This window comes from Microbacterium zouquanmingi (assembly GCF_052266695.1).
GTDB lineage: Bacteria > Actinomycetota > Actinomycetes > Actinomycetales > Microbacteriaceae > Microbacterium.
This window is the reverse complement of the sequence record NZ_JBQPQZ010000011.1, coordinates 1-23,640: the sequence shown is the minus strand read 5'-3', so window position 1 is coordinate 23,640 and position 23,640 is coordinate 1. Positions and strand designations below refer to the sequence as shown.

Genomic DNA, 23,640 nt, shown 5'->3' with positions numbered 1-23,640 from the left:
CCCGCTGAAATAGCCTGACACGAGCAAGAGGCGCCGCACCCGGATCGGGTGCGGCGCCTCTTGCTCGTGTCGTTCAGGCCTTCCGGAACTTCAGCACCACACGGGTAGGGATGCGGAAGTTGAAGCCGGGCAGCGGAGTGAGATCGCTGGCCTCCTCGTCGAGCTCGAAGCTCTTGGTGCGGCTCAGCAGCCTCGTAAAGGCGGCCTGGGCGTACAGACGCGCCAGCGGTGCACCGGGGCAGCGGTGCGGTCCGGCACCGAACGACAGGTGCTGGGCGACGTTCCGCCGCGAAGGGTCGAACGTGTACGGGTTCTCGAACTTGGCCGGGTCGTGGCTTCCCGCTGCGAACGAGACGAACACAACCGAGCCCTCGGGAACGTCAGTGCCCGCGACGTTCGTGTCCTTCATGGCGACGCGCGGGTGCCACTGCAGCGGACCTTCAAGGCGTACGGACTCCTCCACGAATTTGCGGAGCTTGGTGGGCTGCTCGCGAAGCTCCTGCTGGCTGTCGGGCATCTGCGCCATGTGCACCGTCGCCGCCGCGAGCATCGCTGCGGTCGTGTGATAAGCGGCGAGGAACATCGAGCGGATGTGCACGACGATGGCGTTCTTGTCGAGTTCGCCATCGCGCTCGACCTGTGCCTGGACTACGGCGGTCATGTAGTCGTCGCGAGGGTTCTCCAGGCGATCCACGGCTTGACGATAGGCGTACTCGCCGCTGTCCTCCAGCGCCTTCGTCGCCGCTTCGACCTCTGCCGGATCGGGGTCGGAGTTCATTCCGAGACGGGTGACGATGTCGGTCCAGCTCTTGAGGTCCTTGGCATCCTCGCGGGGGAGGCCCATGATGATCGTGAGCACCTCGAGCGGCAGCGCTTCGGCAAGGGCATCCGTGATGTTGACGGTGCCCTGATCGATGAACTCGTCGATCAGGCGGTCGGCGACCTCCTCGATGATGGGCAGATAGTTTTTCATGCGATCTGCTTCGAACAGCATGTTCGCCCACGAGCGCTTGACCGCGTGATCCTCACCGTAGGTGAACGCGATTCCGGGCGCCTCGTAGTGGCTGGGCACGTCCGGGTAAGGCGCGGCGGCGAGGTTGCCCATCTCGGGCAGGGCATCGCCGAGCTTCGAATCGAACTCCTCGACGTGGGACAGGACGTAGTTTGCGGCATCCCACCCGGTGGCGAAGAAGATGGGCCGACCGCTCAGCGGGTGCGGCTCGGGGTACCGGTACAGCGGAGACTTCTCGCGTGCTTCGTCGTAGAAGCTGAACGGGCACTTGCGGGTCTCGGCAGAGGGTGGCCATGCGGTGAGGTCCTCCGGCTTGTGGGCATAGGCCATTTCGAGCGTCATTGCATCTCCTTTGGGTGTTGAGGGATCTGGGATCAGAGGTCGAGTACGAGGCGGGGGCACTTGGCGCGCGAGACGCAGATCATCATGCAGGTGTTCTCCTCCTGCTCCGCCTCGCTCAGCACGGAGTCCCGGTGGTCTGCTTCGCCCTCGATGATGGGGGTCTCGCACGAGCCGCAGGTGCCTTCCTGGCAGGAGAAGAAGACATCGACCCCCGCGTCCATCGCGGCTTGGAGGATGCTCTGGTCCGCACCGACGTGCACCGTGAGGCCACTGGCGCTCAACTCGACCTCGAACTCGTCGACGGCGTCATCGGATGCTTCGACGATCTTGGGCACGAAGCGCTCGATATGCAGGGCTTCGCGAGCCCAGGTGGTGCACTGCTCTTCGACGGCGCCGAGCAGCGGAGCCGGTCCGCAGCAGTAGACTTTGGTGTCCTCGCGGGGCGTGCCGAGGAGTGAGGGCAGGTCGATGATGCCCTTCTCATCCTGCGGCCAGACCTGCAGGCGGTCGCCGTGTTCGGCGGCGAGCTCGTCGAGGAAGCCCATCGAGGCGCGCGAGCGTCCACCGTACACGAGCACGTACTCGCGTCCGAGGCGCTTGGCTTCGCGAGCCTGGGCGAGGACTGGAGTGACTCCGATGCCGCCGGCGATGAAGATGTAGGACGAAGCATCGGTGAGCGCGAAATTGTTGCGTGGGCCGGTGATCTCGATCTGGTCCCCGAGCGCGAGCTCGGTGAAGACGTACTCGCTCCCGCCCCGGCTGGCGGGCTCCCGCAGCACGCCGATGCGGTACGAAGAGAGGTCATAGGGGTCGGAGCTCAACGAGTACTGGCGGACGATGCCGTTGCCCAGCAGGACGTCGATGTGCGCACCGGGTGTCCACGCCGGCAAGTCTGAGCCATCGACGGCGGCCAGCGTGACGGCGCGTACGCCGTCTGCGACTTCGTCGATGCGGGCGACGCTCAGCGTGCGAGTCAGCTCTTGGTCGGGCTTGGACAGAGTGGCGGTTGGCGTGCTCATCGTGCATCTCCTTCGATGGTCGACATGTCTCGGCGGTTCATCGATGGTGATTTCCCGCACCTGTATGGAATGATCATTACATATAGACGCAGTGGCGTCCACTACCTATCCTGGGAACGACATGACTGAACTTATCGAGCAAGAGCCGACGATGACGTCGCGGCAGCAGCAAGGCCTTGAGTCGCGTGATCGCATCCTCGATGCCGCCGCCGAGATCATCTACGAGCGCGGTTACTCGGGCGCGAGCGTCTCCGAGATCCGAAAGCGCTCGGGCTTGCCGGCGAGCTCGATCTACTGGCACTTCGGCAACAAGGACGGCGTCATCGCCGCAGTTCTCCAGCGATACGCAGACCAGTTCTTCCAGGGGCTGCCCGCATTCGTGCAGCCGGACGACGCCGACCCCATCGACGCGTTCACGGCGTTCATGGTTCACGTCGGCGACGCCGCCACGGATGACGACCGGCTCTTCCGCGTGCTCGACATCCTGGCGCTGGAGACACCGGATGACAGCAGCGAGGTGCACGCCTCGGTCCGTCGCATCCGCGGTGAAGGGCTCGGATTCCTACTGGGGCCGATCCGGCGCATGTGCGAGGCGATCGGCAGCGAGAGGGACCCGGCGGAGATCGCGACCTTCTGCCTGGCGGTCCTCGACGGCTACGTCATCGCGCGTCGCGTCAATCCCGAGTCGGCTCAGACCTCGGTCACCTGGCGCCAGCTGGCGGTGGCTGCGGTGGCGCTGGCGCGCAGCTGATCAGTGCCGTGCCGGCGTGGGCACGACAGCACGATCCAGGCGCTCGATGGCCTGAGCGGAGAGGTGCAGGTCAGCCGCGGCTGCGTTCGACTGCGCGTGGCGGACGCGGCGTGTTCCCGGAATCGGAATGACGTGCGCGCCCTGTGCGAGCAGCCAGGCCAGGGCCACCTGCGGTGCCGTCGCTCCGTGCTCGGCGGCGACCTCGCGCACGGCATCCGTCAGCGGTTCCGCATCGCGTGCGGCCGCTGCGGTGAAGCGGGGGCTGCTGGTGCGGGCATCCCCTTCGTCGAGGTCCTCGGCGCGCGTCGCGCTCCCCGTCAGGAACCCCTGCCCTAATGGAGAGAACGGCACGAACGCGGCGCCCTGAGCGGCGCACCATGCCACGACGCTACTCGTGAGCGCTTCCCGGGCCCAGAGCGAGAATTCCGATTGGATCGCCGCGACGGGATGGATGCGGTGCGCGCGCTCCGCCTGCTCGACGGTGACCTCGCTCAGCCCCAGGCGAGCGACCTTACCTGCTGTCACGAGTTCAGCCAGGGCTCCCCAGCTGTCCTCGAGTGGAACCTTCGGATCGATGCGGTGCAGATACTGGATGTCGATGCGGTCGACGTCGAGCCTGCTCAGGCTCTCGTCAACCTGCGCGCGCAGCAATTCCGGACGGCCGTCGAGGTCGAGGACATGCGCGCCACCACCTGGAGACGGCACCAGGCCCGCCTTCGTGGCGACCGCGACCCGACTGCGGATGCCGTCAAGAGCACTGCCCAACAGTCGCTCGTTGTGCCCGCCGCCGTAGGCGTGCGCCGTGTCGATCAGAGTCGTACCGGCATCGACGGCACCGTGGATGACCGTGCGTGCTTCATCCGCACTCAGTGGCTGACCGGAGTAGATGCCGCTCAGGCTCATGCAGCCGAAGCCGATGGCACCGACGGCGAGATCGCCCTCTCCGAGAGCGCGACGCTGCATGTCAGGCGGCCGTCTGTCCGCCGTCGATCACGAAGCCCTGGCCAGTGATGAAGCCGGCCTCATCGCTGGCGAGGAAAGCGGCGAGGGCCGCAACCTCCTCGGGCTCGCCGAGCCGGCCCATCGGCACCTGCTGAGCGAGCACATCGTGAGAGACCGGGGCGCCGTCGAGAATGGGAGTGCGAATCAGGCCGGGGCACACGGCGTTCACGCGGACGCCCGTGGCGGCGTACTCGATCCCCGCCTGCTTGGTGAGCATGAGCACTGCCCCTTTAGAGGGCGGGTAGACCAGCGATCCGGGTGCGGCGATGTAGGAGGCGACCGACCCGGTATTCACGATCGCACCGTGCTTCTGGGCGAGCATCGTCGGCAAAACGGCACGCATCATGAGGAACGCGCCGCGCACGTTGACGTCCATCACGCGGTCCCAGTCCTCAAGGCGGTACTCGTGGCCAGGGGCGACGGGACCGGTGATTCCGGCGTTGTTCATCAGGACGTCGATGCGCCCGAACCTCGTCAGCGTCGTGTCGACGACCGACTGGACGTCTGAGGGCTCGGAGACGTCACAGGCTACCGCGGTAATCGCATCGGGCCGGCTGGCGGCAGTCTCGTCGCGGCCATCGCTGAGATCAGCGGCGATCACCTGAGCGCCTTCATCGGCAAGTCGTTCGGCCATGGCCCGCCCGATGCCGGAACCGGCTCCCGTGATGATGGCCACACGGCCGTCGAATCGCTGACTCATGTGGTCTCCTTGGGGGCTGACGCGTGCAGAAGGGGAATGAGGATCGTGTCCACCAACTCGGTCTGGAACTGCTCGTCGATCGGGTCGAGAGTGAGGAGCAGGCGCCCGATCGTGAGGGAGGGGGCAAGGTCGTGGAAGAGCCGGATGCCGCGGGCCTCCGCGCTGATCTCACCGCGCGCGATGGCGCGTTCGAGCACGATCTCGCTGGCGTGGCGGACATCGGAGGTGAATCGTGCCCGCATGTAGTCGGCGATCTTCTCATCGCTCTGCATGGCCTGAGCCATTCCGAGGATGATCGGCGCCTGAGAGGGGCCGAAGGTGCTGAACACGGTGAACTGCGGGATGACGGCGATCAGATCGTCGCGCAGGTTTCCCGTATCGGGGGGCGTGGAGGTGAACGACTCCTCCAGCAGTCGAACCGCGTCCAGGATCAGCTCGGGCTTGCCGGTCCATCGGCGATAGATCGAGGCTTTGCCCGTTCCTGAGCGCGCGGCGACGCCTTCGATGGTCAATCGGTCGTAACCGAGTTCGCCGAGCAGCTCGAGCGCGGCGAAGAGGATCGATCGGTCGACCTCGGGATCACGCGGTCGACCGCGTTGTGGGAAAGATGCCACTGCAGACCTCCATCGGCTCAGCGGTGTTAACTATACGTGATCGTATCGTAATTGCGATCGAGGCGCGCGAAGCGCATACACTCATGCCATGGCAGGCCACGCGAACGACGACATGCTCCGGCGTCCCGGGCACCTCGTGCGACGAGCGCAGCAGGTGCACTCGTCGCTGTGGTCGGCGATGGTGTCGAAGGATGTGACGCCCACTCAGTACTCCGCGATCAGCGTGATCGCGGCCTCTGAAGGCGTCGACCAGGTCACCGTTTCGCGAGGGGCCTCGCTGGACACCTCCACCACGGGGGCGGTGATCGAGCGTCTCGTCCAGCGCGGCTGGGTGCGTGCCGCGCCCGATCCCTCCGACCGACGGCGCCGCATCCTCAGCCTGACCGATGATGGGCGCAGGATCCACCGCGAGGTGGGAACCTCCGCCGATGCCATGACGGTGTGGATGACCGAGTGCTTCGATGCCGCCGAACGGGACCAGTTCGTCGGTCTGCTGCGGCGCTTCGTCGATCACGGTGAGAGCTTCGGCTCGGTCGGTGTTTCAGCGGTGTGAGAACGGCACGAGTCCGGGGGCGAGAGCCTCGAACTCGAAGACCGCGATGCCCGTTCGTCCACCCGCGACGAGGATGCCGCGCGTGCTACCGGGCTCGATCGCCACGTGAGTCGTACGCGGATACTCGCGAAGCGGATCGTCTCCCGGAGTGATGACCGCGATCGGGTTCGCCTCGCCATCGAGCACTTCGACGCGACCGCCGTCGTAGAAGGCCTGATAGACGTTATCGGCCGAGTCGACCGTGGTCGAATCCGCCAGGCCGCCCGTGAAGTATCCGTAGACGCGGGTTTCCGGAACAGCTCGACCATCGAGTTGGATGCCCACGAGAGTGTTGCGCAGATGCTCGCTGACCCACAGGCGCGATTCGTCTGCCGAGAGCGCGATGCCGTTGGGCATCGCGAGCCCGTCCACGAGCAGCGACTGCGTGCCATCGGGGTCGACGCGGATCACCCGGCCCGTGGGATGCAGCGCGGTGCCCTGGAAGTCGTTGTAGTACATCGTGCCGTCCGCGGCGAAGACCATGTCGTCCGGGACGATCGCCGTTCCCTCGAATTCGTCGATGAGGGTGCGATATCCGCTGCCATCGGGCTCAGATACGGCGATGCGCCCGCCGCCTGTTCGCCCGCCTCGGAAGTCAGCGTAGAAGAGCCTGCCATCTCGATGGATCACCAATGATGCCAGCGCTATCTGATCGCTGCCGAAGACGCCGGTGACCTCACGCGTGTCCAGATCGAAGCGGAACACCTTGAAGCCGTCGGGGTCGGGGAACGCACTGATGAACAGCAGGCCGTCGTCGCGCGTGAACGCCGGACCCTCGGGGATCGGGGTGATGCCGCCGGGGGTGTTCGTGCCGACCAGTCTCTCTCGAAGAGCGCGTGCTGTGATGCGCCGCACGGGCTGAGCCGATCGTCCGTGATGGCGGTCCGCGAGTGTCACCTGAGCTCCTTCATTCGATGGGTCGTGCCTCACGCTAACAGCGCCGTGGCGCGGGAATGAGACGAGACCGAGCCCAGTCATAACGCCAGCACTATCAGTCCCCATCGCTCCTGTCTTTCCCCTGCTCAGGGGCGCCTGCATAGGTTTGGCTCGCGACCACACTCGACTTCGACAGGAGCAGAAGACATGACCGTTGAGAAGACACTGGTGCGTCCGGAGAACTGGGACTGCATCATCGCGCCGACATCGCTGCTTGCGATCATCACGACGGTCGATGCCGATGGCAACGTGAATGCCGCGTCGTACGGATCGACCGTGCGGGTGTGCCATGACCCCGTGCAGCTGTCGTTCACCTGCACCAAGGGCAGCGACACTCATGCGAACATTCTTGCCAACGGCGAGTTCGTCATCAACTTCGTCCCGTTCGACAAGGAGCTCCTCGAGAAGGTGCTCATCTGCGGTCTGCCGTGGAAGCGTGGGATCAACGAACTCGAGAAGGCCGGATTCACGACCGTGCCGTCGACGAAGGTTGCGCCTCCCCGCATCGCCGAGTGCTATGCCCACTTCGAGATGAAGGTCGAGTGGACTCACCCGTGGATCCACCGGATGACCGTCAACGGCCAGACCCAGGCTGTCAGCGCCAACGCGGATGTCATCGACGAGAACCAGATGATCATCTGGGACAAGGCGAAGCCGGCGCACTTCTGCGGGGGTCGTTACATGGACCAGTTCGTGCCGGCCAATGAGCCGATGCGAGTGGAGTGGGACTACCGTCCGCTCGAAGCCGCAGGCGTGTCGCAGCTGGACTTCCGAGGTGCCGACGCCGGCGTCGAGGACCCGGTGCTCACCCCGGTCGAGGACTGGCGCGACATGATGCGCAGCGCAGAGCGCACGTTCTGAGAAGCCGGATGCCGAGATGACAGGTCAGTCGGCATCCGCCTCATCTTGGGAGAGCACGGCTCGGACCGCTTTGAACAGCGGTCCGAGCCGTCGGCCGTCCCCATCCGCCTGAGCGACCAGGTAGATCGGCAGCGTCACGGTGCTCACGGGTACGAAAGTCACCCCGGGCACCGCGCCAGGACGCGTGAACACATCGGGCACGACCTCGATGCCGCTGCCTTCGCTGACGCCGATGAAATCATCGTCGTAGTTGCTGGTCGCCGCTGTCGATACCCGCAGGCGGAATCCCGCTTCCAGGCACATCGCGTGCATCAACGAGTTCGAAGCGAACACGTCGGAGCTCGGCATGATCCACAGCTCGTCCCGCAGATCCCACAGAGTGATCTCGCTCCGATCCGCGAGTTCGTGCCCGGCGGGCAGCGCAGCGATCAGTGGAGCATCCCGAACCCGCACCGACCGCAGCGAGGCGGTCTGCGAAGGGGCGACGACGAGCGCGGCATCCACGCGCCGTGCGGTGACGGCCTGCACGAGACGCACGGTGCTCTCCGAGACGAAATCGATCGAGAGGCGAGGTGCGAGCCGCCCGAGCTCACCGGTGAATTCTCGGCGCAGCGCCGGTCGCAGACGAGAAGAGACTCCGAGACTGACGTGTCCTCCGCCTCCTCGGCGCAGCTGTGCGGCCGCGGCGAGAGTCGCGTCGTAGCTTTCGACGGTGTGACGGGCCCTGGCGGCGAACTCCGCGCCGGACGGAGTCAGCTCGACGGCGCGCGTGCTCCGCACGAGCAGCTGCACCTCGAGCTCCTGCTCGAGCTTCTTGATCTGAGCACTGAGCGCAGGTTGGGCGAGATGGAGCCGCTCTGCGGCACGTGTGAAGTGCAGCTCCTCGGCGACTGCGAGGAACTGGCGCAGGTGTCGGATCTCGATCGACATCGGTGGCTGCCTCCAATGGGACGGGTAGCTGCATTTATAACACAATCATGATGAGTGCCCCGGCCTTCGGTCTTTCCCTCGGCATGCCTCTCCTGCCTAGCCTGGTGCCGCGGCACACAGAGCGTGTGCGCCCCTCAAGGATTCGAAGACGAAGATGACTCAGAGCCGCCTTTACACCACACCCACCCGCGTCCATGCAGGCTGGGGTTCCACCGCCGAACTGGCAGAGCACGTGCGCACTCTGGGTGGCACCCGTGTCGCCCTGATCGGCGATGCCGGCCTCAAGCGCATCGGCTTGCTAGACCGCATCGCAGAGCTCCTCGGCGATACGGTGGTCATGGAGTCGCTCGCCGAGGTCGATCCGACGATCCAGGCAGCCGAGGCCGCAGCATCCGTCGCCCGTGACGCACAGGCGGATCTCGTCGTCGGCGTCGGCGGCGGCAGTGCGCTCAGCCAGGCGAAGGCCGTGGCTCTCCTGCTGACCAACGCCAGCCCGGTGACCGCGTACGTCGGCATCGATGTGGCTCCGAATCGTCCCGCGCCGTTCATCGCGATCCCGACCACGGCAGGCTCCGGCTCCGAGGTCTCCAATGCCTTCGTGCTTTACGACACCGAGAGCGACGCCAACGTGGGCATGCGCGGCTGGGGCTACGAGCCCGATCTCGCGATCCTCGACGGAGAGCACCTCCTGGGCCTTCCGGAGGTGCCGATGCGCGACGCCGCCGCAGACGCGCTCAGCCATGGCTTCGAGGCGCTGTGGGCAAACGGCGCGACATCCTTCACCGATACCGTCGCTCTGCAAGCGGTGCGCACCATACGCGCGGTCATGGCGGCGGCGATCCGAGAGCGCCGGCCAGAAGACCTGCAGGCTCTGCTCGAGGCATCGACCATGGCGAACTTCGCCTGTGGCAATGCCGGACTCAGCCTGGTACACGCGATCACCGGCTCCTCGCGGATCCGCGTCGCACACGGTCGTCAGAACAGCGTGCTGCTGCCCATCGTCGCGGAGTTCAACCGCTCCGTCGTCAGCGACGACGTCATCCGCGAGATCGATGCCCTGCCGGAGCTGTATCGCAACGCCGGCATCCCCACGGCGTTCGATGCCGATGAGCTCATCGCCGACGCCGAAGACGAGTTCTTCCTCGCCGGCGCGAACAGCCCGTTCCGCTTCAACAACCGACGCCCCAGCACCGACGACGAGCTGCGCGATCTTGCGCGCCGAGCCGTCGCCACGAACGTCGCCGTCGCCACGGCCTGATCTCGGAGGACAACATGAGCACAATGGCTGCACCCGCCACGCACACGGAAATCTCGAACCTCGCTCTCATCGGCGGCGAGCGTCGAGGAGCCCGCGACGGCCGCACGATCGACGTCACCAATCCGTCGACCGGCGAGCTCATCACGACCATCCCCCGCTTGAGCGCGGCCGACGTCGATGATGCCGTCCAGGCCGCCAAGCAGGCCTTTCCTGCGTGGTCCGCGCTCGAACCGCTGCAGCGCGCCCGCTACCTCGATCAGCTCGCCGACGCGATCGAGGCAGGCGCCGAGCGTCTCGCATACCTCGACTCGCTCGACAACGGCAGCCCGATGCATGAGATGCGCTTCGACAGCAAGGTCGCGGCCTCTCAGCTGCGCTACTTCGCCGGTCTCGTGCTCGAGGCGCAGGGCTCCACGATTCCCGCCGGTAACGAGCGACTGATGTACTCGCTGCGCCAGCCGTACGGCGTCGTCGGACGAATCAGCGCTTTCAACCACCCGCTTCTGTTCACCGTCGGCAAGATGGCCGGTGCGCTCGCCGCCGGCAACACCGTGGTCACCAAGCCCAGCGAACACACCTCGCTCTCTTCGCTGGCGGCGGCCGACATCATCAGCGACGTGCTGCCCCAGGGCGTGGTGAACATCATCACCGGTCTCGGCCAGGAAGCCGGCGATGCGCTGGTCGTGCATCCCGACGTCGCACGTCTCGCATTCATCGGCGCCGATGAGACGGGCAGGATGATCCAGCGCCGCGCCGCCGAGGTCAGCGTCAAGCACGTCACGCTCGAACTGGGTGGCAAGAACCCGCTGGTCATCTTCCCCGACGCAGACGTCGACACGGCCGTCGCCGGTGCGCTCAAAGGCATGAACTTCACGTGGCAGGGGCAGTCCTGCGGATCGACATCGCGGCTCATCGTGCATCGCAGCATCCACCGTCAGGTCGTCGACGCGCTGGCCGAGAAGATGGAGGCGCTCCGCTCAGGGCTGCCGCACGACGACAGCACGGACACCGCCGCGATCGTCAATCAGCAGCAGTTCGACAAGGTCACCCGCTACATCGAGCTCGGCAAGTCGCTCGGCTACGACGTGGCCGCCGGCGGTCATCGGGTGACCGACGGCGCACTCGCGGACGGACTTTTCGTACGCCCGACCCTGTTCGACAACGTCGATCCGTACGGACCCCTCGCGCAGGAGGAGATCTTCGGTCCGGTGCTTGTGGCCATGCCGTTCGACGACTACGACGAGGCGCTCACGATCGCGAACAGCGTGCGTTACGGTCTCACTGCCAGCGCCTACACGAACAACCTCCGTACCGCGCATTCCTTCGCCCGCGACATCCAGGCCGGCTATGTCTGGATCAACGAGACCAGCCGGCACTTCCTCGGCTCCGGCTTCGGCGGGTACAAGGACTCCGGCATCGGCCGGGAGGAGAACCACGACGAGCTGCTGAGCTGGACGCAGGCGAAGAACGTCAGTGTGCTGTTCGGCGATGCGCCCCAGCGGGCCGGCCATTGACCGCTCCGACTGACGGGTTCGCGGTCGCACCCGCGACGGATGCCGAATGCGCGCTGCTGATCTCGAGGGCCAGCCGTGTGCTCGCCGCTGGCGGGCTGCGCGACCTCGTGTGGGGGCACGTCTCTGTACGTGACCACGCGGGTCGTGGCCTGTGGATGAAACGCTCCGGCCTGGGTTTCGAAGAGATCGAGCCCGACGACGTGCAGCTCATCGACTGGAGCGGCGAGGTCGTGGTCGGTCAGGGCGACCGGCACATCGAATGGCATATTCACGCCGGCGTCTATCACGCGCGGACCGAAGTCACCTCAATCGTGCACGCGCACAGCGACGCGGTCAATGCGTGGTGCGCGACCGGTGAACCGATGCGGGCGCTCAGTCATGCCGGTATCGACTTCACGCTCGAGCAGCTTCCGCGCTTCACCGAGACCGCATCGCTCATCCGCAATGCCGAACTGCGCGAGCGCCTTGCGCAGACACTCGGCGGCGCCGTCGGCGTCGTCATCCCGCGGCACGGGTTCGTGACGGTCGGCGAAGATGTCGCCGTGGCGGTGATGCGGGCGGTGCAGCTCGAGCGCGCAGCCGGTGTGCTGCTGACCGCGCTCGCCGCGGGAAATGTCGATGAGGGCATGTCGGAAGAAGACATCCGCGCCCTGGGCTGGCCGCTTCGACAGGTGCACGCGGGGTTCGACTACCTCGTGCGCGAAAGCGAGCGGATGCTGCGCTGAGGTTCAGCGCCCGGTGAAGATGCGCGCCGCGCTCTCGCCGCGCACCAGACGAAGTTCGTCCGCATCCAGTCCGCTCTCGAGCATCCACTGCACTCCCGCCGCATAGTCGGCGAACTCGTGCACGCGGGTCCAGTCGGTGCCCCACATGACACGTTCCGCGCCGAACGCGTCCACTGTGCGATGCATGGCGTCATGCAGATCGGCGAATGGGTAGCGCTCATGCGAGAGCGCGGGCATGCCGGTGATCTTCACGGCGATGTTCGGCAGAGGCGCGAGCTGCAGAATCGTCCCGAGGAGGGTGAAGGGGTTCTCCGGTGCGGGCGGGGTCGGGCTGCTGGGCAATCCCAGATGATCGATGACGATCGTGAGTTCGGGAAAGCGGCCGGCGAGCTCGGCGATCTCCGCTGTCTCCCCGCGCGTCGCGACGCACAACGGCAGGCCTGCGCGGACCATGCCGCGCCAGAGGGCATCGAGCCGGAGCGAGTTCAGTGCGGCGCGCTGCTCTGGCGTCCACAGCATGTGGCGAAGTCCCGCCACGTATTTCCGGTCGGAGATCTCATCCAGCAGGTCTTCCGGATGCTGTCGTGCGAGATCGATGGGCACGATGACGGCGAATCGACCGGGGTGCGCCTCGGCGGCCTCGAACGCGTAGGTCGCGTCGGTCCCGTAGTTCAGCGAGGGCGAGACGAGCACCGCGCTGTCGACCCCGTTCTCATCCATGAGGTCGACGTTCGTCTGCGCGGTTGCGTGAGGAAGACCCGCACCTGGTCCTGTCCACGGCCGTGCGGGCGTGTTCGCCTCGAAGCAGTGCACCTGCGCGTCGATGACCGGCATGGCTCAGATGACGAAGTCGGTCATCGTCTCAGGAGCGAACAGCTCCTCCGGTTCCCAGTGCTTGGTGATGAGACCTTGATCGAGGGAGTAGCGCAGGAATGTTGAAAGCGTCTTGCGGTTCGGTTCGACGCCGTACGACCAGTAGTCATCGCCGAGTTTCTCACGTGCATCGCGTGCCGCGAGGTAGCTCCACGGAAGCATCGAATGCAGGGCCGCGGTCTCTTCGGCACGGCCGGTGACGATGTCCTTGGCCTCCGTGAATGCCTTATAGAGCGAGCGAGCGATCCAGCGGTTCTGTTCGTAGATCTCCCGGCGGATGACCACGACATGCATGATGGGAAACACTCCCGTGCGCTGGAAGTAGGCGAGCTCCTCCTCCTCGGTGTTCTCCCAGAGTCGACGCACGTTCGGGTTGCGGTCGAGGTATGACCGAGGTGCGCGGGGGGTGTGCAGAGCATCGATCTCGCCCGAGACGAGCATGTCGTCGAGTGTGCGGTCGATCGGGATCGGGGCGATGTCGATGCCGGGGATCTGCAACGGGATCTTCTCGACGCGACCGGGCTTGAGCAGCCCGCCGGTGCGATAGATGACCGAATCGACAGGCACACCGTAGTCTTCCGCGAGGAAGCCGCGGATCCAGACGACCGCGGTCATCTGGTATTCGGCGGTGCCGACGGTGCGTCCGATGAGATCCTTCGGCTCGTCGATTCCGCTCGACGCGTTGACGTACACGCCGTTGTGGCGGAACGCGCGCGAGGGGAACACGGGGATGGCGACGAAGCGGCGATCTCGCTCCATCGTCAGCGTGTACGACGACAGCGACATCTCTGCGGCATCGAATTCGCCGTACACGGCGTTGCGGTAGAAGATCTCCTCGACGGGCAGATTCAGCACATTCAGATCGAGGCCCTCCGCGCGGACTCGACCATTCGCGAGGGAAGAAGTGCGGTCGTAGTCGCCGCAGGCGAGCAGCAGGGGGCGGGTGGTCATGCGGTCACTCCTCCGTCGGCGGTGAACACGGCTCCGGTGACGTACGACGACTCGTCGCTGAGGAGCCAGAAGGCGAGGGCGGCGATCTCATCCGGTGTGCCGAAACGGCCGAGCGGAACATCCGCGAGGAACTGCGACTTGCGCTCTGGAGAAGCGGCGAGCAGCGTCGGGGTCTCGGTCGGGCCGGGGAGTATCGCGTTGACCCTGATATGCGGGGCGGCCTCTACGGCCGCAGTGCGGGTGAGGGAGATGATCGCGGCCTTCGTCGCCGAGTAGAACCCGGTGTTGGGGGCGGCCTGGAGCGCGGTGCCGGAGGAGTTGTTGAGAATGACGGAGGGGCGATCGGCCGCGTGGCGCAGCATGTGCTGCATCATGCGGAACGTGCCGAGCAGGTTGACGGATGCTACACGCTCGGCGATCGCGGGATCAAGATCCGCCAGCGGCACCCGCGGTGCGGTGATGCCGGCGTTGTTGAACAATCCGTCGAGGCCGCCCCAGTGCGCGGACGCAGACGCGAAGCAGCCGTCGATCTGTTCGGGGTCGCCGGAATCCGCGACGATCCCGAATACCGCGTCTGCGCCGAACTCGACGGCCACCGCATCCACGCGGTCGGGGTCGATGTCGCTGACGGCGACGCGGGCGCCGGCCTTCACAAGCCGGCGGACGGTCGCCAGCCCGATACCGGAGCCGCCTGCGGTGACGAGGAAGCGGCGGCTCGCGAGGGTGGCACTCACCCGGTGACCTCGACGCCGATCCATTGCGGACACTCCGCGGAGTCGGCGAGGAAGAGCGGGTAGTCGTCGGCGACTTCTTTTTTGATGTTCTTCAGCCCGCCTTCGTGCTCCTCGAACGCCGAGTGCGAAGGGAACCACTCCTGCAGCACGCCGTCCCACTCGGAGTCAGGATCGGTGGAGATGTTCGTGACGTAGTAGTCGTAGTGCGGGTTCATGCCGATCGCGAGAGGCGCGTGCACGTCGCGCCAGTGGCTCGCGAACTGATCGCGGGTGAGGCCGGGTTTGCGCACGTTCAGCAAGAGGCGCACGACCCCTCCGCGTCCTGGGCCGGAGCCATCCCGTTCGAACATCAGCTGGTCCTGGGCCGGGATGACCAGCGAGGCGCCGTCGATCGCTTTCGGACCGTCGGCCATGTACGTCAATCCGTCGAGCGATGCGGGCAAAGGGTTCTTCTGGGTCGCGTGCGGGCGTTTCGTCAACTCGTAGAGGCGGGTGCCCGCGGGGAGACTGGCCGGGCGCGTATCGAGGAAGCTGAAGACAGGCATACGACCACTATCGGCGTTGGCTCTCGTGCGGGCAAAGACGGATCGCGAAAGATTGATATCCCCTTGGGTATGGATTCGTCGTTGCGTGGGCGCCTGCATGGGTGTTGCCTGGGGGCATGGACATGATCACCTCCGCAGACGGCACCCCGATCGCCACGCACTCGACGGGCGCAGGCCCCGCGATCGTCATTGTGAACGGCGCGCTCTCGCGTGCAGAGGATGCCGCCGATATCGCGCAAGCGATGGCGGATGCCGGCCTGCGAGCCATCACCTACGATCGGCGTGCACGCGGCGACAGCGGCGACACCCCGCCCGCAGCTCCCGAGCGGGAGCTCGAGGATCTGGCGGCGGTGGTCGCCGCAGCAGGCGCGGATACCGCGGTTCTCGGACATTCGTCCGGCGCAGTGCTGGCACTGTATGCCGCGGGTGAGGGCGTGCCGATGACGCACCTGTTCCTCTCCGAGCCTCCATTCAGCTTCGGTGAGGACGACCCGGCGCCCGATCTCGCGGAGCGGCTGCAGGCGTTCGTGGACGACGGGCATCCGGATGAGGCCGTGATCACGTTCCAGCGCGAGGGCGTCGGCCTGCCGGAGGAGTTCATCGAGCAGTTCCGTGCGTCGCCGGCGTTTGCCGCGACAGCGCCGCTCGGGCAGTCCACTGTCTACGACACGATGGTGACGCAGCGGGTGTCGACGCCGACGGATGCGATGCTCGGGGTGCGGATGCCGGTGACGATCCTGTGCGGCGTCGAGACGATGCCGTTCCTGGCAGGCGCGGCGAAGCGGCTGGCAGACGCGATGCCGGATGCCGAGTTCGTGAAGGTTCCAGAATCCGTCGGCCACCGCGTCCACCCGGATGCGACTGCCGGCATCGTCGCGAATCGCCTCGGGTGAGTTCTGCTCCAGGAGAATAGAGAGACGATCCGAAGGAGCAGCATGACCGAGCATCCGTTCGACACCATCACCGAGGCAGACCTCCGGGCGGCAGGCAGCCTGAAGTGGACGATGTTCCCGGAAGCGATCGGCGCCTTCGTTGCCGAGATGGACTTCGGAGTCGCCCCCGCGATCGCCGAGGCGATCGGCGCATCGCTGAGCTCGGGACTGACCGGTTACCTTCCGCAGCGCCTCGCCACCGACCTGCAGCAGGCCACCGCGCAGCGCTACACGGACCACTACGGCTGGCCGCTCGAAGCCGATCAGGTTCACCTCGTGCCGGACGTCATTGTCGCGTTCGAATTCGCGATCAAGAGCTTCACATCGCCGGATGCCGCGATCATCGTGCCCACGCCGGCATATATGCCGTTCCTCTCGGTGCCGCCGCGGCTCGACCGCCGGGTGATCGAGGTGCCCAGCATCCTGTCGGATGGCCGCTGGGCGATGGATCTGGATGGCGTCGCCGCCGCATTCGCGGACGGCGGCGAGATGCTCGTCCTGTGCAACCCGCACAACCCGCTCGGCACCGTCGCGACGCGCGACGAGCTCCTCGCGATCGCCGAGATCGTGGCGGATGCCGGCGGCCGAGTGTTCTCAGACGAGATCCACGCGCCGCTCGTCTACGCGCCTGCGGCGCACATTCCCTACGCTTCGCTGTCGCCGGTTACGGCGGCACACACGGTCACTGCGGCATCCGCGTCGAAGGCATGGAATCTCGCGGGCCTGAAGTGCGCGCAGATCATCTTCTCCGATGCGAAGTCGGCGGAGGTGTGGGAAGCCGATGGGGGGTGGACCGGTCACGGCACGTCGACGACCGGCGCGATCGCGAACCTCGCCGCCTACACCTCTGGCGGCGACTGGCTGGCGGACGTGACGGAGTACCTCGATGGCAACAGGTGGCTGCTTGTCGAACTCGTCGACGAGATTCCCGGCGTGACCATGACCATGCCGGAGGGGACGTACATCGCGCTGCTCGATTTCCGTGAGGCGGGGCTGACCGGTGACCTCGGTGAATGGTTCCGTGAGAACGCCGGCGTCGCGATGACTGACGGTGCAGCCTGCGGTGAGGCCGGGATCGGCTTCACCCGGTTCGTGTTCGCCACTCCGCGACCCGTCATGCGCGAGGCTGTAGAGCGGATCAGGAAGGCGCTTGCGGCGCGGTCTTCGTGATGGTCCTCCGACGCTGAGTTGGTGTTGGCAGGGTGCATCTACGAAGATGTCCCCATGACAAAAATGGATAGCGTCCAATCGCTGCGCGCGCTCTCTCATCTCCGACGTGCGCTGAGTGCGATTGGGGTCGGCGTCCTCGCGGCAGCGATGGTGCTGTTCGCGACGCCGTCGTACGCCACCGTCGTGGCTGCGGAGCCGATCGCCCCGCCGGTGTCTACGACGACCAGTCTCGAGGTGATCACGGTGCCAGCGCAGTACGGATCAGGTCCGTCCATCGTCATGGCAACCGTCGCCCTCGACGGACCGTCTAACCTTTCCGGGCAGCAGGTGACGATCCTCCTGGATGGGGTCGTTGTCGGTAGTGCGCCGCTTGTCTATACCGGAAGCGGCACATTCATAGGGTTCTTCGGGTTCTCGAACTTCATCCCCGCGGGAACGCACGAGCTGTCGGCGCGGTTCGACGGGTACGCGCCGGACACCGGCCAGGGGGCCGCTCCGTCGACGAGCGCACCTGTGACCGTCACTGTGGCGAAGGCTCCGACAACGACTGAGATCGTCAGTGCACCAGCATCCGTCTCAGCATTCCAGCCGATCGACGTGCACGCGCGTGTCGCTCCTGCGACAGCCGAGCTCGACGGCACCGCCACGCTGTTCGCCGACGCCGCTCTTCTGGCAACCGTGACACTCGGCGCCAACGGGGAGGCGATGTTCAACGACGTCGTCGTTCCGATGGGCGCGATCGGGCTGAGTGTCGTCTACAACGGTGACAGCGCGGGCAACTATGCATCCTCGACGTCGCTTGCTTCGCCGATCAGCGTCACGGCGGTCGAGACGTCCACCGATCTGCGTCTCTCTGCGTCCGAGGCATGGGCAGATGAGACGGTGACCGCGACTGTTGATGTGGTGACTCTGCCGGCGCAGCTCGGGGCGCCGCAGGTGGACGCGCGCGGAGAGATCGAAGTTTTCGTGGACGGCGCTGTCGTCGCGTCTGCACTCCTGCCGGTTGCCGCTCCTGCGACCGGCACGGTTTCAGTGCAGGTGCCGCTGAGTGCGGCAGATATCGCCATCGGCGACCATGACGTGTCCGCTCGATTTGTGCCGGAGATCGGCTTCCAGCCTTCTGCCTCGGCGGACCTCGGCCTGCGGGTGAAGGCGATCGATACTTCGGTGCGGCCGCTCCAGCAGTCAGTGACTGGAACCCCGTCGCACCCGGCGTCGGTGGAGGTCGAGGTCGTCGAAGTGCGTGACGCCTCGCCCGCAGCTCCTGCCGCCACCGGCACAGTGCAGGCGTTCATCGGCGGCGATCCGTTCGGCGACCCGATCGCTCTTGTCGCGGGGGCTGCGACCGTGCCCTTCGCCGGTCTTGCAGTGGGTTCGTACGACGTCGAGCTGCGCTTCACGCCCGATATGGCTGACCGTCTGCCGAGTTCTGCACTGGTGGACGTGGTCGTCACCGCTGATATCGTGCCGCCTGTGCCGACACCGGATGCTGCTCCCGCTGAGCACGGGAGTGCGAAGCTGCCCGCGACGGGGCTTTCGGGATCAGATGCATGGGGTGCGCTCGGCATCGGAGTCGTGCTGCTCGGCCTCGGCGCAATGCTGATCGCTGTACGGCGGCGCAGGGCCTGAGCCCGAGCCGGTTGTGAGTTCTCAAGCTAGTTGGCACACTGAAGGATAGTTGGCACTGATGTTGGCGCGGCTTCTCGCTGCGTCCTGGCATCCGTGTTCTCACACTAGTTGGCATAAATCCAGGAAGAACTTCCTGGTCAACGCACTTTTCATGCGGATGACGTCTCGCTATGCGGTGTCGAGAAGGTCCGCCACGCGGCGGGGCGTCATCAGCCAATGCCGGTCGGTCCAACTGCTGATGTCATCGGTCGCCGATAGACTGCGGGCATTTACTGAGGGAGTACAGATGGCACGTCGTCGTGGTCTTTTCGCTGAGCTTCAGCATCAGGCGAAAGTGGCGGAGCAGCGTCAGCAGGCAGCGATGCGGCAGCAGGCGCAAGCTGCGAAGCGGGCCGAGTCTGCTCAACGCGCTGCGGAACGCGCGAGAATGGCCGCGGATCGCGCTTCCGAGCAGGACCGCAAGCGGCTTGAGCGTGAGGCGGCGTTAGCTTACGCTGCTGCTCGTGTCGCCGAAGCTGAAGAGCTGACTTCTGACCTAAACGGCAAGTTCGCTGAGCTTGATGATGTTCTCGCGGGGACGCTGTCGGTTGATGACTTCGTCGATCTTGAGTCGCTCCGTGCGGTGGTAGTTCACCCGCCGTTCCCGCATGTGGATCTGCAGATACCGATCCCCGCCCCAACGCCGATTCCTGATCCTTCACTGCCGGTAAAGCGAGAACCCGAGCCGGTGAAAGGGCTGTTTGGGCGCAAACAGAAGCAGGAACAGGCGGTTGCTGCTGTTGAGGAGCAGTACGCGGTCGACTACGCAATATGGGAGGCGGCCCGAGAGGAACTGCCCGCTAAGCGTGCGGCGGCGTCGGCTAGGCACGCGGAGGCTGAGCGGCAGCGTGAGCAGAGTCTCGCAGCGGCGATTGCGCGTTATGAAGACGAGAGTGCCGCGCGTGAGCGTGCGGTCTCTGCTCAGAATGAGGAGTTGGATCAGTTGATTGCTGGTCTTGGCTACGGAACTGTGGATGCTGTGCAGGAGTACGTCTCTATCGTGCTTGCCAATTCCACGTACCCGGAATGGCTTGAGATTACGCATTCTGCAAGGTTTGATCCTGCTGAGGCCGAACTAACGATGCGAGTCCTGGTTCCAGGTCCGGGCGTTGTGCCCACATCGAAGCACTACAAGTACACGAAAGCAACGGACGAGATCACACCAGTCGCCGCGACCCAGAAGGATACAAAGGAGCGTTACACCGCACTAGTTCACAACGTTGCGTTGCGTTCGCTTCATGAAGTGTTCGAAGCGGATAGGCGCACGCTGATCAAGACGATTGCGCTCGAGCTCGGAACACAGACGATCAGCCCCGCGACGGGCCAACCGACTTACGTGCCGTTCGTCGCGGTGGCTGCGAGTCGTGAAGAGTTCGACAAGCTCGATCTTTCCGGCGTCGTGCCCGCGGCAACGCTGGAGCACCTTGGTGCTGCCATCTCCAAGAATCCACACGGACTCCTTCCGGTTGTCGCTGGCGGGGTTCGGCGCGCACGATGAGCAGCACTGGTCTGTCGTTTAATCCTCCGCCTGGCTGGCCTCAGCCTCCGTCGGGTTGGGTGCCACCGGCAGGCTGGACGCCGGATCCGTCGTGGCCCGAGCCACCTCTGGGGTGGCAACTGTGGGTGGTCGATTCGCTCGAAGCTCCTCAGCAGAGCGAGGCAGAGGAGCCACTGGAGGAATTTTCTACTGCGAACGAGGAAGTTGAGTACGCGGGCGACTCTGGCCGTCTCGCGTTTTTGGAGGCCGAGAACGCGGCATTGCGCGCGCAAATCACGGAGTCCAGTTCCGCGGAGTACGTGGATCTCGACGATGCGCGCGTGCTGCAAGACGTTGGAATCTACCGTTACCACCATCCCCTGGAGTCCGCTGCGGCGTATCAGGATCAGTTGAGAACTCTGGAGAAGGAGATTGCAGCACTCGTTCTTGCCGGAAACGCGATTGTCCGATCTGAGCTCTTCACGTTCAACAACTCTCTCGCGCAAGGGCGCCGGATGACGGATGACCTCGCCAAGCTCATGCTCCGCGCGTACAACGCCGAAGCAGACAACTCGATTCGTGCTCTCCGTGCCGGCAACGTGGTGACAGCGAAGAAGCGCCTCGATGCGTCGCGCACCGCGATTGCGAAGCTAGGCAAGCTCATGGAAATGCGCATCAGCGACGAGTTCCATGACCTTCGGGTGCGCGAGATTGAACTCACTGCAGACTGGCTCTTCAAGAAACAAGAAGAGCGCGAAGCTGAACGTGAGGAACGAGCGCGCCTTCGAGAACAGAAACGAGTTGAGAGGGAGCTCGCAGAGGAGCGCGCCCGACTAGACAAAGAGCGGTTGCATCTGATCAACACTCTTGCTGCGTTGCAGCAAAGCGGTCATGTTGACGAGGCCCTTGCGCAGCGGTTGTCGGCTGTGGACGAGGCGATTGCGCAGAACGACTATCGAGCGGCGAATATTCGAGCTGGGTACGTGTATGTGATCTCTAACCAAGGCGCGTTTGGAAAGAACGTCGTCAAGATCGGGCTGACGCGGCGCCTTGAGCCTCGCGACCGCATCTTCGAGTTGGGTGGCGCATCGGTACCATTCAGGTTCGATACTCATGCCTTGTTCTTCTCCGAGAACGCGGTCACGCTCGAGGCCGACCTCCACCGCCACTTCGCCGATCGAGCGCTCAACCGTGCCAATTCACGTAAGGAGTTTTTCTTCGTGACACCGGCAGAGGTCCGCGAAGTGCTTTTGAGCAAGGTCGGGAACATTCTCGAGTTCAACGAGAACGTTGAAGCGACCGAATATCGACAATCGGTCGGGCTCTGGCCCGTACCCTAAGCGGCCCCCGAGGGCTCTTAACCGGGTGAAGCGGGTGTAGTTCCCCGGGATGACTTGCGGCACGCTGGGCTTGCCCAGGCTGGAGCGACGACACGGGAATCATGACCCGCGCGGGTCACCGCACTGCACCCGCGGCGTTTATCCAACAGCGCGCCGCGGACGATCTGAGGAAGAACGTGAACTCGCGTACTGGCTCGCAAACGAACGTAAGAAGGCGCCCGCGCAATTCATCCCGGAACAAGTCGAACGGCTCGCAGCACTTGCGGTCCTTGCGGACAATCGAGGGAACCAAACACGCGACAGCGCCATCGCGCAAGAAGATGCGTAGTCGAAGGCTGTCCACGATAGGGGCCATTTCGCTCGACCGGCTGGTGAGGCGGGTGCGGTCGGTACGCAACTGGCCTGCGAAGGGAAAAGGTTAGAGCACACGTCGGCCGATCTGCGTCCTGGCATGGCGGGGATGGAGCTCGCCCTGGTTGCCCGCGGATCCGTAGGTGTGGACGTAGATTGCCGGTGCCTCCGACTCAGCGACGAGAACGCGGAGTCGGAGGCACGGGGTTCAAGTGATGTTGGCGGTCGGCGCCGTTATGTTGGTGCGACGGCGGAGTTCTTTTCGCCCACGGGTACGAAGCGCAGCGGTGAATGCGGATTCGCGCTTCTCGTAGAGCTCTTTCTCTCTCGCGTCCTCCTCTTCCGAGGTCATGTCGTCTGGCCAGGGCGCGGAGTCATCCTGGTCGAGGTTCCAGATGAGGAAGCAGGCGCCCATCGCATCGAGGAGGTCCTCCAGCAGATCCGGTCCAGGACGCTGAACATCGGGCAGATCCTCGAGCGAGGTGAGGTGCATGTTGTAGCCGTTGGCCACAGCGAGAGCCTCGCGGACCATGGCGGTGATGATGGACTCTGCTGACTGCCGCTTGGCCATCCGCTCGAGAACCAGTGTGGGGCGCTCGCACGCGAAAGGTTCGATGTTGTCCGCCGTCATGACGACCGCCGTATGGCGAATGCCACTTGCCTTGGAGGCGAGGAGCGCCGCCCAATTCAGCCAATCGGCGACCGCCACAGCGCAGGCCACCGGCTCAAGACCGATGAACGCAGACGGGCGGGCCATCGGGTCGGCGGTGAGAAGTTCATGCGCGCGTGCCACATGAGCGGCGGAGACAACTGAGCGGCTGAGAATGCTTGCCTGCTCACCGCGTCCGCTGAGGTCTCCTGCCTGCGCGGCGGTGACCGCGAGGATCTCGGCTTTGGACTCGTCCAGAATTGCGGCGAGTAGCGTGGGAGATCCGACCGCGTGGAGGATACGCCCGACGGCATGTCCGGATTCCTCGGCGTCGTCGTATGAGATGTTCATGCCGCCGGACGCGAGAGGCAAGTTCGGCTTGCTGACCGCGTTGAGTGTTTCCTGATACTTATCACGATCCGGCCCGGCGTCGTGGCCTGGAACGTCCTCGTGTTCGTCGTCTTCCTCGGGGCTCTCGTAGGCAACCCAAAGGGCGGTTGAAAGGCGGGTCAGGGCCTTCGCGAGTCCGATGGCGTAGGGCTCAAGGGCGGCATCGATTGACGTGAGATCGCTTGCGCGGTCTCCGATGGATGTGGGGTATGTACGGACGATCGTTGAGCGGGATTCATCTACTGCGTATCTGGTCATCGGGGACTGCTGACGGTTTAGTTGACTCGTCTTGTTTGGGGTTTTC

General features: G+C 65.1%; 23 protein-coding genes. 11 read left to right on the top strand and 12 right to left on the bottom strand.

Annotated features, from left to right (window positions below):
* Positions 1-73 precede the first annotated feature (73 nt).
* On the bottom strand, positions 74-1,354 hold the full coding sequence (locus ACTU6U_RS15325; RefSeq protein WP_443469976.1) for a cytochrome P450: 1,281 nt from the start codon (positions 1,352-1,354) through the stop codon (positions 74-76).
* A gap of 32 nt (positions 1,355-1,386) precedes the next feature.
* The gene (locus ACTU6U_RS15320; protein WP_443469975.1) at positions 1,387-2,373 is read right to left on the bottom strand and encodes a PDR/VanB family oxidoreductase; all 987 of its coding nucleotides are present in this window, start codon (positions 2,371-2,373) and stop codon (positions 1,387-1,389) included.
* 121 nt (positions 2,374-2,494) lie between these two features.
* On the opposite strand from ACTU6U_RS15320, the gene ACTU6U_RS15315 reads away from it, so the two are divergent.
* On the top strand, positions 2,495-3,124 hold the full coding sequence (locus ACTU6U_RS15315) for a TetR/AcrR family transcriptional regulator (RefSeq protein WP_443469974.1): 630 nt from the start codon (positions 2,495-2,497) through the stop codon (positions 3,122-3,124).
* Here ACTU6U_RS15315 and ACTU6U_RS15310 read toward each other — a convergent pair whose 3' ends face one another.
* From ACTU6U_RS15310 to ACTU6U_RS15300, 3 genes are read right to left on the bottom strand one after another with little or no spacing between them, the layout of a single operon-like run.
* The gene (locus ACTU6U_RS15310) at positions 3,125-4,087 is read right to left on the bottom strand and encodes an aldo/keto reductase (RefSeq protein ID WP_443469973.1); all 963 of its coding nucleotides are present in this window, start codon (positions 4,085-4,087) and stop codon (positions 3,125-3,127) included. It lies immediately after the preceding gene.
* Position 4,088: 1 nt separating this feature from the next.
* Positions 4,089-4,826, bottom strand: a complete 738-nt coding sequence (locus ACTU6U_RS15305; RefSeq protein ID WP_443469972.1) for an SDR family NAD(P)-dependent oxidoreductase — start codon at positions 4,824-4,826, stop codon at positions 4,089-4,091.
* Positions 4,823-5,440: a TetR/AcrR family transcriptional regulator gene (locus ACTU6U_RS15300; RefSeq protein WP_443469971.1), complete on the bottom strand. Its 618-nt coding sequence runs from the start codon at positions 5,438-5,440 to the stop codon at positions 4,823-4,825. Before ACTU6U_RS15300 ends, ACTU6U_RS15305 begins: the two co-directional genes overlap by 4 nt.
* Before the next feature lie 88 nt (positions 5,441-5,528).
* On the opposite strand from ACTU6U_RS15300, the gene ACTU6U_RS15295 reads away from it, so the two are divergent.
* Entirely contained in the window at positions 5,529-5,993 is a 465-nt protein-coding gene (locus ACTU6U_RS15295) for a MarR family winged helix-turn-helix transcriptional regulator (RefSeq protein WP_443469970.1), read from the top strand.
* Here the strand turns inward: ACTU6U_RS15295 and ACTU6U_RS15290 are convergent.
* Complete coding sequence (locus ACTU6U_RS15290) at positions 5,982-6,929, bottom strand: SMP-30/gluconolactonase/LRE family protein (protein ID WP_443469969.1); 948 nt, start codon at positions 6,927-6,929, stop codon at positions 5,982-5,984. The two genes, ACTU6U_RS15295 and ACTU6U_RS15290, sit on opposite strands and share 12 nt — an antisense overlap.
* Before the next feature lie 186 nt (positions 6,930-7,115).
* On the opposite strand from ACTU6U_RS15290, the gene ACTU6U_RS15285 reads away from it, so the two are divergent.
* Positions 7,116-7,829 carry a flavin reductase family protein gene (locus ACTU6U_RS15285; RefSeq protein ID WP_443469968.1) on the top strand — a complete coding sequence of 238 codons (714 nt, stop codon included), beginning with the start codon at positions 7,116-7,118 and terminating at the stop codon, positions 7,827-7,829.
* A gap of 24 nt (positions 7,830-7,853) precedes the next feature.
* Here ACTU6U_RS15285 and ACTU6U_RS15280 read toward each other — a convergent pair whose 3' ends face one another.
* Complete coding sequence (locus tag ACTU6U_RS15280; RefSeq protein WP_443469967.1) at positions 7,854-8,759, bottom strand: LysR family transcriptional regulator; 906 nt, start codon at positions 8,757-8,759, stop codon at positions 7,854-7,856.
* A gap of 154 nt (positions 8,760-8,913) precedes the next feature.
* Between ACTU6U_RS15280 and ACTU6U_RS15275 the strand changes: the two genes are divergently transcribed.
* From ACTU6U_RS15275 to ACTU6U_RS15265, 3 genes are read left to right on the top strand one after another with little or no spacing between them, the layout of a single operon-like run.
* Entirely contained in the window at positions 8,914-10,017 is a 1,104-nt protein-coding gene (locus tag ACTU6U_RS15275; protein ID WP_443469966.1) for an iron-containing alcohol dehydrogenase family protein, read from the top strand.
* A 14-nt stretch (positions 10,018-10,031) separates the two neighbouring features.
* Positions 10,032-11,531, top strand: coding sequence for an aldehyde dehydrogenase family protein (locus ACTU6U_RS15270; RefSeq protein WP_443469965.1), 1,500 nt, complete (start codon positions 10,032-10,034; stop codon positions 11,529-11,531).
* The gene (locus ACTU6U_RS15265) at positions 11,528-12,256 is read left to right on the top strand and encodes a class II aldolase/adducin family protein (protein ID WP_443469964.1); all 729 of its coding nucleotides are present in this window, start codon (positions 11,528-11,530) and stop codon (positions 12,254-12,256) included. Before ACTU6U_RS15270 ends, ACTU6U_RS15265 begins: the two co-directional genes overlap by 4 nt.
* 3 nt (positions 12,257-12,259) lie before the next feature.
* Here the strand turns inward: ACTU6U_RS15265 and ACTU6U_RS15260 are convergent, their stop codons facing one another.
* Genes ACTU6U_RS15260 through ACTU6U_RS15245 form a run of 4 tightly spaced genes read right to left on the bottom strand, consistent with a single transcriptional unit; the run spans position 12,260 to position 15,359 of the window.
* Entirely contained in the window at positions 12,260-13,090 is an 831-nt protein-coding gene (locus ACTU6U_RS15260; RefSeq protein WP_443469963.1) for an amidohydrolase family protein, read from the bottom strand.
* 3 nt (positions 13,091-13,093) lie between these two features.
* The gene (locus tag ACTU6U_RS15255; protein ID WP_443469962.1) at positions 13,094-14,080 is read right to left on the bottom strand and encodes a substrate-binding domain-containing protein; all 987 of its coding nucleotides are present in this window, start codon (positions 14,078-14,080) and stop codon (positions 13,094-13,096) included.
* The gene (locus ACTU6U_RS15250; RefSeq protein WP_443469961.1) at positions 14,077-14,814 is read right to left on the bottom strand and encodes an SDR family NAD(P)-dependent oxidoreductase; all 738 of its coding nucleotides are present in this window, start codon (positions 14,812-14,814) and stop codon (positions 14,077-14,079) included. Before ACTU6U_RS15250 ends, ACTU6U_RS15255 begins: the two co-directional genes overlap by 4 nt.
* Positions 14,811-15,359, bottom strand: coding sequence for an EthD domain-containing protein (locus ACTU6U_RS15245; protein WP_443469960.1), 549 nt, complete (start codon positions 15,357-15,359; stop codon positions 14,811-14,813). The genes ACTU6U_RS15250 and ACTU6U_RS15245 overlap by 4 nt, the downstream gene beginning before the upstream one ends.
* A 116-nt stretch (positions 15,360-15,475) precedes the next feature.
* Here ACTU6U_RS15245 and ACTU6U_RS15240 point away from each other — a divergent pair, with 116 nt between their 5' ends.
* The 5 genes from ACTU6U_RS15240 to ACTU6U_RS15220 all read left to right on the top strand — a co-directional run bounded on the left by ACTU6U_RS15240 (position 15,476) and on the right by ACTU6U_RS15220 (position 21,946).
* Positions 15,476-16,252, top strand: a complete 777-nt coding sequence (locus tag ACTU6U_RS15240; protein WP_443469959.1) for an alpha/beta fold hydrolase — start codon at positions 15,476-15,478, stop codon at positions 16,250-16,252.
* A 42-nt stretch (positions 16,253-16,294) separates the two neighbouring features.
* Positions 16,295-17,461, top strand: coding sequence for a MalY/PatB family protein (locus ACTU6U_RS15235; protein ID WP_443469958.1), 1,167 nt, complete (start codon positions 16,295-16,297; stop codon positions 17,459-17,461).
* 54 nt (positions 17,462-17,515) lie between these two features.
* The gene (locus tag ACTU6U_RS15230) at positions 17,516-19,090 is read left to right on the top strand and encodes an Ig-like domain-containing protein (protein ID WP_443469957.1); all 1,575 of its coding nucleotides are present in this window, start codon (positions 17,516-17,518) and stop codon (positions 19,088-19,090) included.
* Between the two features lie 286 nt (positions 19,091-19,376).
* Entirely contained in the window at positions 19,377-20,627 is a 1,251-nt protein-coding gene (locus tag ACTU6U_RS15225; RefSeq protein ID WP_438253859.1) for a hypothetical protein, read from the top strand.
* A 125-nt stretch (positions 20,628-20,752) separates the two neighbouring features.
* Positions 20,753-21,946, top strand: a complete 1,194-nt coding sequence (locus ACTU6U_RS15220; protein WP_438253860.1) for an SNIPE associated domain-containing protein — start codon at positions 20,753-20,755, stop codon at positions 21,944-21,946.
* Positions 21,947-22,505: 559 nt separating this feature from the next.
* Here the strand turns inward: ACTU6U_RS15220 and ACTU6U_RS15215 are convergent.
* Positions 22,506-23,594, bottom strand: a complete 1,089-nt coding sequence (locus ACTU6U_RS15215; protein ID WP_439255256.1) for a hypothetical protein — start codon at positions 23,592-23,594, stop codon at positions 22,506-22,508.
* Positions 23,595-23,640: the final 46 nt, after the last annotated feature.